General features: G+C 65.1%; 7 protein-coding genes. 5 read left to right on the forward strand and 2 right to left on the reverse strand.

Annotated elements, in window-relative coordinates; all coding sequences use genetic code 11:
* The first annotated feature begins 3 nt into the window (after positions 1 to 3).
* The 5 genes from MF607_RS17440 to MF607_RS17460 all read left to right on the forward strand — a co-directional run bounded on the left by MF607_RS17440 (position 4) and on the right by MF607_RS17460 (position 3,778).
* The gene (locus tag MF607_RS17440; RefSeq protein WP_242121155.1) at positions 4 to 1,062 is read left to right on the forward strand and encodes a glycoside hydrolase family 130 protein; all 1,059 of its coding nucleotides are present in this window, start codon (positions 4 to 6) and stop codon (positions 1,060 to 1,062) included.
* Positions 1,063 to 1,183: 121 nt separating this feature from the next.
* Positions 1,184 to 2,176: a DUF1861 family protein gene (locus MF607_RS17445; RefSeq protein WP_242121156.1), complete on the forward strand. Its 993-nt coding sequence runs from the start codon at positions 1,184 to 1,186 to the stop codon at positions 2,174 to 2,176.
* Complete coding sequence (locus tag MF607_RS17450) at positions 2,173 to 3,066, forward strand: aldo/keto reductase (protein WP_242121158.1); 894 nt, start codon at positions 2,173 to 2,175, stop codon at positions 3,064 to 3,066. Before MF607_RS17445 ends, MF607_RS17450 begins: the two co-directional genes overlap by 4 nt.
* 75 nt (positions 3,067 to 3,141) lie before the next feature.
* Positions 3,142 to 3,390 carry an AbrB/MazE/SpoVT family DNA-binding domain-containing protein gene (locus tag MF607_RS17455; protein WP_242121160.1) on the forward strand — a complete coding sequence of 83 codons (249 nt, stop codon included), beginning with the start codon at positions 3,142 to 3,144 and terminating at the stop codon, positions 3,388 to 3,390.
* Positions 3,383 to 3,778: a type II toxin-antitoxin system VapC family toxin gene (locus MF607_RS17460; RefSeq protein WP_242121162.1), complete on the forward strand. Its 396-nt coding sequence runs from the start codon at positions 3,383 to 3,385 to the stop codon at positions 3,776 to 3,778. The genes MF607_RS17455 and MF607_RS17460 overlap by 8 nt, the downstream gene beginning before the upstream one ends.
* 60 nt (positions 3,779 to 3,838) lie before the next feature.
* On the opposite strand, the gene MF607_RS17465 is transcribed toward MF607_RS17460, so the two are convergent.
* Together MF607_RS17465 and MF607_RS17470 are read right to left on the reverse strand one after the other, a co-directional pair.
* Positions 3,839 to 6,742, reverse strand: a complete 2,904-nt coding sequence (locus MF607_RS17465) for a TonB-dependent receptor (protein ID WP_347340895.1) — start codon at positions 6,740 to 6,742, stop codon at positions 3,839 to 3,841.
* A 229-nt stretch (positions 6,743 to 6,971) separates the two neighbouring features.
* Entirely contained in the window at positions 6,972 to 10,019 is a 3,048-nt protein-coding gene (locus tag MF607_RS17470) for a TonB-dependent receptor plug domain-containing protein (RefSeq protein WP_242121165.1), read from the reverse strand.
* Positions 10,020 to 10,260 lie beyond the last annotated feature (241 nt).

Below are 10,260 nucleotides of genomic sequence, written 5' to 3' on the forward strand. Positions count from 1 at the left end.
CCGATGTTGCAGCGTGACCCACGCAACCCCGTCGTCGCGCCCGAAATGGTCCGGCCGAGCCGTCCGGAATGGCAGGTCGACGGCAGTTTCAATGCGGGCGTCACCCGGTTCGGCGAGGAGACGATCCTGCTGGTGCGGATCGCCGAGAGTGTGGCGGACGTCGGCGAAGGCGAGGTGCGCGTGCCGTTGCTGGAGGAGGTCGCGGGCGAGTGGCGATGTACCACCCGGCGTTTCCGGCGGGACGATCCGGCATGGGATTTTTCCGACCCGCGCATGGTGCGATCGCGCGCCGATCCGCGCCATGTGTTCCTGACCTCGCTGTCGCACCTTCGCCTCGCACGCAGTCGTGACGGGGTGACCTTCGTGGTCGATGATGCGCCGTTCCTGTTCCCGGCGAACCGCAACGAACGCTTCGGGTGCGAGGATGCGCGGATCACGGCGATCGAGGGGCGGTGGTACATCAACTATACCGCCGTCAGCGACCTCGGCATCGCGACCGCGCTGGCGGTGACCGACGATTTCGTGACCGTCGAGCGGCTCGGCATCATCCATGCGCCCGACAATCGCGACGTGTGCCTGTTTCCGCGCAAGGTCGGCGGCCATTACTGGTGCCTGCACCGGCCCGCGCCGTTGCATCTCGGCACGCCCGAAATCTGGATCGCCAAGTCGCCGGACCTGCTGCACTGGGGCGATCATCGCCATCTGGCGGGGCGGACCAGCGCGGCGTGGGACGCAATGAAGATCGGCGGCGGCGCACAGATGATCGAGACGACACGCGGATGGCTGCAACTTTATCACGGGGTCGATGCCGATCAGCGCTACAGTCTGGGCGCGCTGCTGCTCGATCTTGACGATCCGCGCATCGTGCGGGCGCGGTTGTCGCGCGCGCTGGCGGTACCGGACGAAGCCTATGAACGCAGAGGCTTTTTCGACAATGTGCTGTTCAGTTGCGGGGCGCTGGTCGAGGGGGACGAACTGCGCGTCTATTATGGCGCGGCTGACCGGGTGATGGCGCTGGGGACGGTATCGCTTGCCGCATTGTGGCAGGCGATGGGGGTTTGATTTCGGGCCCGACCGTACTCCCGCGCAGGCGGGAGTCCAGGGCCAAGCAACGCAGCGTCCCGTTTGGGACCCTGGCCCCCCGCCTCCGCGGGGGTACGGATACAGGTACAGGATTCGTTCGATGCACCACGACCACATCCCCCGCGTAAAAACCCGCCATGCCGCCTTCGCCGCCGATCCGCCGCAGGCGCGGACCGGCAGGCTGACCTTCACCGGGGTCGACGGGCTGGACGTCTACAACATCTCCGCACCGTTCCGCGTCGGCGGACGCACCGTCATCGCCGGGCGGGTCGAGGCGCGCGACAGCGAACATGCGACCGCGGTCTTCTTCGAGGAAGCGGGCGGCGTCTGGCATCCAGTCGACGGCGCGCCGCGCTTTGCGTTGCAGGACCCGTTCGTCACCTTCATCGGCGGCGAGCTGGTGTTCGGCGGTGTCGAGGTCCGCTTCGGCGCGGGCGAGCCCGAATGGTGGACGGTCTTCTATCGGGGTGGCGATCTGTTCGACCTCAAACCCTTCTTCGCAGGGCCGCTGGGGATGAAGGATATCCGGCTGTGCGAACTGGCCGATGGACGGGTCGCGGCGTTCACCCGGCCGCGCGGAGCCAAGGGTGGGCGCGGGACGATCGGCTATACCGAAGTGCCCTCGCTCGACGCGCTGTCGGTGGAGGCGATCGATGCCGCGCCGATGCTGGAGGGCATGTTCCATCCGCTCGACTGGGGCGGGGTGAACGAGGCGCATCTGCTGGCCGATGGCGAAATCGGGCTGATCGCGCACATCGCCTATTTCGAGGACGATACCATGTACAGCGCGCGGCATTATTATGCGGTCGCGTTCACCTTCGATCCGGCGAGCCGGGCATGGCGCGACCTGAAAATTCTGGCCGGGCGCGATCAGTTCGGGCCGGGCGAGGCCAAGCGGCCCGATCTGGTCGATGTCGTGTTTTCGTCGGGGATCGAGCGGATCGGTGACGTCACGCGCCTCTATGCCGGCACGTCGGATGCCGAGGCGCATTGGGTCGAGATCGCCTATCCGTTCGACGTGCCGCTGGCGGGGGAAGGTGCGCCTGCCGATGTATCGCAATTGATCGCCGCGCCACAGCGGTTACAGGCATGACCATGTTGCGCATCGATCCTACCCCCCGCCCGCTCGGCAAGAGCGATATCGTCGTTTCCCCAATGGCTTGGGGCATGTGGCGCTTTACCGGCGAGGTCGCGGCGGCGCGGGCGCTGGTCGAGGCGGCACTGGAAACCGACATCACCCTGTTCGATACCGCCGATATCTATGGCGCCGACACGCCCGGCGGGTTCGGATCGGCCGAGGCGCTGTTCGGGCAGGTGCTGGCAGAGGCACCCTATCTGCGCGAGCGGATGGTGATCGCGACCAAGGGCGGCATCCGGCCGGGCATCCCCTATCGATCGGACCGGGCGTACCTGACCGACGCCGTCGATGCGTCGCTGTCGCGGATGGGGATCGAGCGGATTGACCTGTACCAGATCCATCGCCGCGATTTCCTGACCCACCCGCAGGAGGTGGCGCGCAGCCTGACCGCGATGGTGGAGGCGGGCAAGGTGCGCGGGATCGGCGTGTCGAACCACAGCCCGGCCGAGGTCGATGCGTTGCAGGCGTTCCTGAACCTGCCAATCCTGTCGACCCAGCCCGAATTCTCGCCGTTGCGCAGCGCGCCGCTGTTCGACGGGACGCTCGATCAGGCGATGGCGCGCGACATGGCGGTGCTTGCTTGGTCGCCGCTCGGTGGTGGGCGGTTGAGCGATGGTTCGCATCCGGCGGGTGCGCTGCTGGCCGAACAGGGCGCGCGCTTCGGGGTCGATGCCGCGACGGCCGCGCTATCCTGGGCGATGGTGCACCCGGCGCGGATCATTCCGATCATCGGGTCGCAGAACCCCGATCGCATCCGCGCGGCGGCGGGCGCGCTGCGCGTCGAATGGACACCGACGGAATGGTATGCGGTGTTGCAGGCCGGGATGGGGGCTGGCCTGCCGTGATGACAGCTTGTTGTCGGACGACCCGACCATCTGTATATTGATCGCGTGTCTGTAGCATTGCGAGGCGGCAGGACAATGAACGCGCATAATGGCCGATTGGTGAGCGGGGGGCGGTTGCAGCTGCCGTCCGACGTCCGTCGCGAGCTGGGTCTGGCCGATGGCGATCAGGTCGTGATGCGCGTCGTCGACGGTGAACTGCACATCCGCCCGCGGCGCGACGTGCTGAAGCGGATACAGGCGATGCTCAAACCCTATGCGCTGGGCGACGCGCCGGTCGTCGACGAACTGATCGCCGAACGCCGCGCCGAAGCCGAGCGTGGCTGAGCCGGTCACCGTCCTCGACGCATCGGCATTGCTGGCGGCGTTCTTCGACGAACCGGGTGCCGAGGTCGTCGCCGAACGGATGAACGGCGCGCTGATGAGTGCGGTGAACCTGTCCGAGGTCGTCGCCAAGCTGACCGACCGGGGGGCTGCACGCGAGCAGATCATGGAGATCCTGGCGCAACTCGATATCGAGATCGTGCCGCATGACGGCGTGCAGGCGATGACCGCCGGATTGCTGCGCCGGGAAACGCGGTCGTCGGGACTGTCGCTGGGCGATCGCGCCTGTCTGGCGCTGGCGATCGAGCGCAAGGCGGTAGCGCTGACCGGGGATCGGGCATGGTTGGCGCTGGCCGAACCGCTGAAGGTCGAGGTCGTGGCGATCCGCTAACGGCGCCGGACGCCGAAGAAATCCCCCGCCCGGGATGGGCGGGGGCAGGGGGGGGGGAAGTCAGAAGCGCACGTTGACGCCGGCGGTGACCGTGCGGCCGATGCGCGTTTCGAACAGGGTGTCCTGACGGCCGCTGTCGGTGTAGAGGACGTTGCGTTCGTCGGTCAGGTTGGTCGCCTCGACGATCAGCTTGATATTGTTGGTGATGCCATAGGATGCCGAGGCATCGACATAGAGCGTCGGCTTGTTGCCCTGCAGGTCGCTGCCGGGCGATGCCGGGATGCCGCGGATGAACCGGTCGCGATAGTTGGCGGTGGAGCGGATGCTGAACCGGTCATCCTCATAATAGAGCGTGCCCGAGGCGGTGTTCTTCGACAGGCCGACCAGATCGTTGGTGGTGGTGACGGTCGGCACCCCTCCGACGCTGGCGAGGATATATTCGATCTCAGACGTCACCCGCGTGTAATTGCCGAGCACACCGAAATTGCCGAGGAATCCGGGCAGGAAGTCGAGGCGGAACTGTGCGTTGACCTCGAAGCCCTTAAGCGGGCCGCCAGGGGTGTTGAACGGCTGCGACACGGTGAACAATTCGGTCGGCGACGTCTGGCTGTTTTCCAGCAGTGCGTTCGGCAGGCCCAGTTCGTTGAACGGGATCTGGCTGTTGACGTTCTGGATGTAGCTTTTGATATCCTTGTAGAAATAGGCGACCGACAGCAGCGATCCGGGTTTGAAATACCATTCGACCGCGGCGTCGAAGGTATTGGCGCGGATCGGTTCGAGGAACGGGTTGTTGACGTTGCCGACGCGGGTCACCGGGTTCACCCCGCTGGTCGGCGTCAGGATGCCGAGTTCGGGGCGGGTCATCACCTTTGCCCCCGACAGGCGGACCAGCAGGTCGCGGACCGGCTCGACGACGATGTTGGCCGAGGGCAGCCAGTCCTGATAGCCGCGCCGCGCCTGCGCATATTGGCCGATCAGGCCGGTCGGCGAGGTCTGTCCGGCGGGCGGGGCGACGGCGATATAGCCCGAGGTGAACAGGTCGGTCTTGACGTAGCGTACCCCGACATCGCCGCGCAGGCCCAGCCCGACCATGTCGGTCAGGTCGAAATTGCCCATCAGATAGGCGCCCTTGACCTCTTCCTTCACCCGGCTGCGTCCGGCGCCGCATTCGACACCGCAATAGCGGACGGCGTCATAGCCGAAGGTCGACGCCCATTTGTCGGCATCGATCGCCGCCCATGCATTGGGCGCGCCCGATCCGAACAGGTCGCCCACGCCCTCGATCTGGCGGGTAATGCTGGCGAGGCTGGTGCCGGCGGGCAGCGCACGTACTACCGTGTCGGCGTTGTAGGGGCGGAGGAAGGACGAGACGAAATCGCTTTCGCGATACTGGCCGCCGGCCTTGACCGTGAAGCCTTCGGCCATGGTCCAGCCCAGATTGACCTCGCCGGTCATGTTGTCGGTGGTGTTCTTGGACGGCTTGCCCTGGAAACTGAAGCCGCCGAGCACGGTGCCGTCGGACAGGCCGGGGGCGTAGGTGAAGTTCGCGGGGTCGGCGACGTCGAAGCCGAAGCCGATCGTCGGCGTGCTGCCCTTGCCCCGGAAATCGATCGAGAAATTGTCGCTGTCGATCACGTCCATGAACGTCTGCAACCGCTTGCGTCCGTCCCAGACCGACTGGTTGCGCCCGACCAGCATGGTCAGTTCGAGCGCGTCGTTGAAGCGGTGTTTGAGGTTGAAATTGGCCTGTTTGAAGGTCGAGACGAAATGATCGACCAGCCCTTCGGAACGGACGTCGACGCCGTCGAACAGGCCGTAGAGCAGCGAGCCCTTGTCGCTGAACTGGACGTCGCGCACCGACACCATCGGCTGCCCGTTATTGGCGATCGAGCGGCCGAACGAGATGCCGGCGATGTAATTGTCGCGGCGGGTGACGTCGAAACGCGAATAAAGCAGGTCGACCGAGATATCGGTATCGTCGTCGGGCTTGAACTGGACGGTGAAGGTACCGCCGATCCGTTCCTGATCCTGTTCGGAGTTGAGGTAGCGCGGCAGGCGCGGGAAGAAGGCACCGCTGCCCGGCGTGTTGGGCAGGTCGGCGCGGCGCAGGCCGAGAATGGTGTTGTAGGCAGCGGCCGATCCGGTGCGCGGGTTGTTCGTCGAACAGTCGGTCGCGGTCGCGCCCTTGGTCCCGACCGCCGGATAGATGGGCGTCACGCCGAGCGGCGAACAGAACAGGCCGTTGGTGTTGGCCGACAGGATGTCGACCGCCGAATAGCCGACCTCGCGCAGGTGCCGCTTCTGATAGGCGACCGAAGCGAGCACGCCGAAGGTGCCGTCGGCGAACTTCTTCGACACCAGCATCGATGCGCGCGGGTCGACGCGTTTCGACAATTCGTTCCAGATGCCCCGCGCGGTCGCGGTCAGCACGAAATCCTCGCGCGAGTCGAGTGGCTTGGGTGCGGTCAGGTCGACCGTCGCGCCGAGCGACCCTTCCTCGACATCGGCCGAGGGCGTCTTGCGCACCGACAAGGCGGAGAAGATTTCGGTCGGGAAGACGTTGAAGTCGAAGCTCCGCCCGTTGTTGCCCGCGCCGTAGATGTCGGACGATCCGGTCTGGGCGGTGCCCTCCATGCCGTTGATGCGCACACGGGTGAAGCCGGCGCCGAGCCCGCGGACCGAGATGTTGCGCCCCTCGCCACCGTCGCCGCGGGCCAGTGCCACGCCGGGCACGCGCTGCATCGATTCGGCGAGGTTCGCGTCGGGGAATTTGCCGATATCCTCGGCGACGATGCTGTCGACCGCTGCCGTCTCGCGCCGCTTCTGCCCCAGCGCGCTGTTGAGCGAGGCGCGGAAGCCGGTGACGATGATCTCGCCTTCGTCAACTTGTTGCGGCGTCGCGGTGTCGCCGCCGGTGTCGGCGGGAACGTCCTGCGCCATTGCCGGCGACAGCGTGCCGAGCATGAACGCCAGCGCGGCAATCGATGCACCATGATAGGACGCAGCACGAAATATGACCAAATGCCCTCTCCCTGTACCGGACCGCCCATCTACGCAGGCTGTTCCATTATGTGATACAATGGGTCACATATTAGATGGAGTCGGGAAGGATGTCATTTGTATTCTGTGAAACCAGCCAAAGGGATGCCCGGGCCGAAAAAAGGCCCCGATCGCTCGGGGCCTTTCCGGGTCGTCAGAACTTGACGTTGGCGTTGGCGAAGAATTGCCGTCCGACAAGGTCATAGCCCGAATAGAGCGGGGCATTGGCGATGGTCGTGAACCCGACCGCGCTGATCCGCGGCGGTTTGGTGTCGAGCAGATTGCGGACGCCGATGGTGAACTGGTATTGTTTCTGGACGTTGAACTGTAGCGACAGCGAATGCAGGAAGTAGCTGTCCGCCTCCAGATAATAGTTGTCGCGATATTGCTGTTCCAGATCGGCGTCGACTTCGCCGGTCAGATTGTCGAACGCGAAATAGCTGTAGGTCCGGTTGCGGTCGCCACCGGTCCAGTCGAGACCGTAGCGGATCGTGACCGGATCGATGCTGAACGTCGCGTCGAAATTGCCGACCCAGTCCGGCGCGGTCAGGATCCCGTTGGAATCGGTCAGGAACTCTTCGGGGAACAGGCGCGTCGACTGTTCGGTATATTTGGTGACGTTGGCATTGAGGATGAAACGCCCGCCGAGCACTTCACGCGCGTAGCGGCCGTTGAATTCGAAGCCCTTGACGATGTTTTCCGACAGGTTGACGAAGCTGCTGGTGACGGTCAGCGCCTGGTTGGTATCGCGCTGGACGAAGCGGCAAAAGCCTTCGGTCGGGTTGAAATTGGCATTGCCGTAGCAGCGCTGGAGAATGACCACGCCGCTGAGGTCCGACACGCCATTGTCGACCTTCACGTCGAAATAATCGAGCGAGAGCGAAATCTGGCCGATCGATTCGGGCAGGCGCGGACGCACGACGCCGCCGATCGTCCAGTTGGTCGAGGTTTCGGCGCTCAACCCCGCCTCGGCACCGCCGACGCGGAACGAGGTGATGCCGCTGCGCTGTTCGAAGTCCGCCGGCAGGCCGATCGAGGCGCAGTTGCGCGCGAGTATCTGTTGGTTCGGTGACTGTTCGCCCGCGACCGGCAGCGCGCTGCACGGATCGCTGTCGGCACCGAGGAAGCCGCTGGTCGCGCCGAGGAACTGTTCGGCGAGCGCCGGTGCGCGGTACGACGTGCCATAGCTGCCGCGGATGCCGATCCCGCGGACCGGTTCCCATTCGCCCGCGATCTTGTAGGTCACGTCCGAGCCGTAGGAGGCATAGTCGGTATAGCGCGCCGATCCGGTCAGGTTCAGGCGGTAGAAGAAGGGCTTATCCTCGAAGATCGGCACGAAGATTTCGCCGAAGCCTTCCTTCACATTGTCCTTGCCGACCGTCGGCGTCGCCGCCGTGAGACCGTAGAGGTTGCCGTTGACCGAATTCAGGTCGGGCTGGTCGTCAATGCTCTGGCGGCGATGCTCGACGCCCAGTGCGACCTGCACGTCGCCCGCGGGCAGGTGGACCAGCGGACCGTCGATGTTGAACGCATAGGTCGTTTCGCGGAAGCGGGTCTTCCCGATCGTGTTCTGGACGATATAGTTGCGGAAGTCGGTCGGCAGCTGGCCGCCGATCACCGCCGCGGTCAGGAACGGCGCGGCGACGCAATTGGCGTTCGAGGCGATGCTGGCGCAGCTGAACGTGCCGTTGGCGTTGGCGGTGACGTTCAGCGAATTGGCGAGCCGGTCGATCAGGAACGATTCGGCTTCGTAGGTGCCGTCGTTGAACGACTTGCCGACATAGGCGTCATAGCGCCAATCGGGGAAGAAGAAGTCGCCGCGCACGCCGCCCGAGGCGCGGACATAGTCCACCGTCTGTGCCGACGAGGTCATGCCATAGCCGATGAACGCGCGCGCCGCGATGTTGCGGCCGCTCGACGTGTTGGTCGGGTTGGCGAACAGGCCGCCCCGGATATCTTCGGGAAGCAGCGGGCTGCCCTGCAGATAGTCGAGCGACAACTGGCGATAGAGGTCGGTCGATGATTTGCGCCGCGTCGCCAGCAATTCGCCATACACCTCGGCATTGCCGAGGAAGTCGAGCTTGTAGGTGGCCGAGAGATAGCCGGTATAGATTTCGGTGTCGTTGATGAGCGGCTCTTCCTCCTGCCGCGGATCGAAGGTGTCGCGATCGTAATTGCCGACGCCGAGATAGCCGGGGAAGGGGCCGGTGGTCTGACCAGGGGCGGGTACGAAGCGGTTGAAGCGGCCGACGGTGCCGCTGGTCCGCCCGATCGCGTTGCGGGTCGGCAGGCCGAGCGTGTTGATCGTGACGCCGCCATTGTCGAGCGTGAAGCACGCGCGGGGATCGTCGGGCGAGAAATTGTCGCCCGAACCGAAGGCCGACCCTTCGCCGTTCAGGAAGCCGCCGATCGGGCAGCCGAAGAAGGGCACATCGTTGCGCGAGAGCAGGTCGCGCTTGCGATATTCGGCCGAGCCGATGACGCTCAGGCGTTCGTTGTTGAAACCGAAGCTGGCGCTCGCGCGGCGATCGATGCCGGCGCCGACCTCGGGCACGTTCATCTGGAAATTGAGCTGGAGGCCGTTCAGCTTCTGGTCGGTGATGATGTTGACCACGCCCGCGACCGCGTCCGAACCATAGACCGACGACGCGCCGGCCTTCAGCACCTCGATCCGTTCGACGATCGCGTTGGGCAGGACGTTCAGGTCGGCGGCGAGCAGCGATCCGCGCGTGCCGCCCGGCGCCAGGCGGCGGCCGTTGAGCAGGATCAGCGTGCGGTTGGGGCCGAGGCCGCGCAGGCCCAGCGTGTTCGCGCCGCCGCCGCCATCGGTGACGAAGCCGCCATAGGCGCTGTTGATCTGCGACGCGCCCTGCGCCACCGCGTTGCTTTGCAGTGCGTCGCCGATGCTGGCGAAGCCGGCTTGGGTGATTTCGCCGCGACCGATGACGGTAATCGGCTCGGCGACCGAGAATTCGTCGCGACGGATGCGCGAACCGGTGACGACGATGTCGGCGCCGGTCGTTGCCGCGGCGCTGTCGGCATTTGGCGACTGCGGATTCTCGGCATCGCTCGGCACCTGGGTCGGGTCGGGGACCGGGCTGGTCTGCGTATCGGTGGCGATGGTCTGCGCGGCGGCAGGCAAAGCGATGGCGATGGCCAGCGGCGTCAATGCCGTGGCCACATATAGATGTGACAGTTTCACGATGTTTCCCCGTTTTATAGCCCGTCAGGCGTATCGATATAAGAATATTCGTACGCGGCAGCGGCAAGGGGGAAATGTAGGCGCGACCTACTAAATTGTTGAATGTGCCATTAGCATTACAGTTGCGTTCTTGATCGGACATGTGACCGTCGAGCGGCGGCTTGATGGGCGCGCCGCCAGCATGACCAAGCGATAACGCGACGAGGCTCGATGCGCCGCTGTGCCAGCCTGATGACGATAC

It is taken from the genome of Sphingomonas lacusdianchii (genome assembly GCF_022664395.1).
GTDB lineage: Bacteria > Pseudomonadota > Alphaproteobacteria > Sphingomonadales > Sphingomonadaceae > Sphingomonas > Sphingomonas lacusdianchii.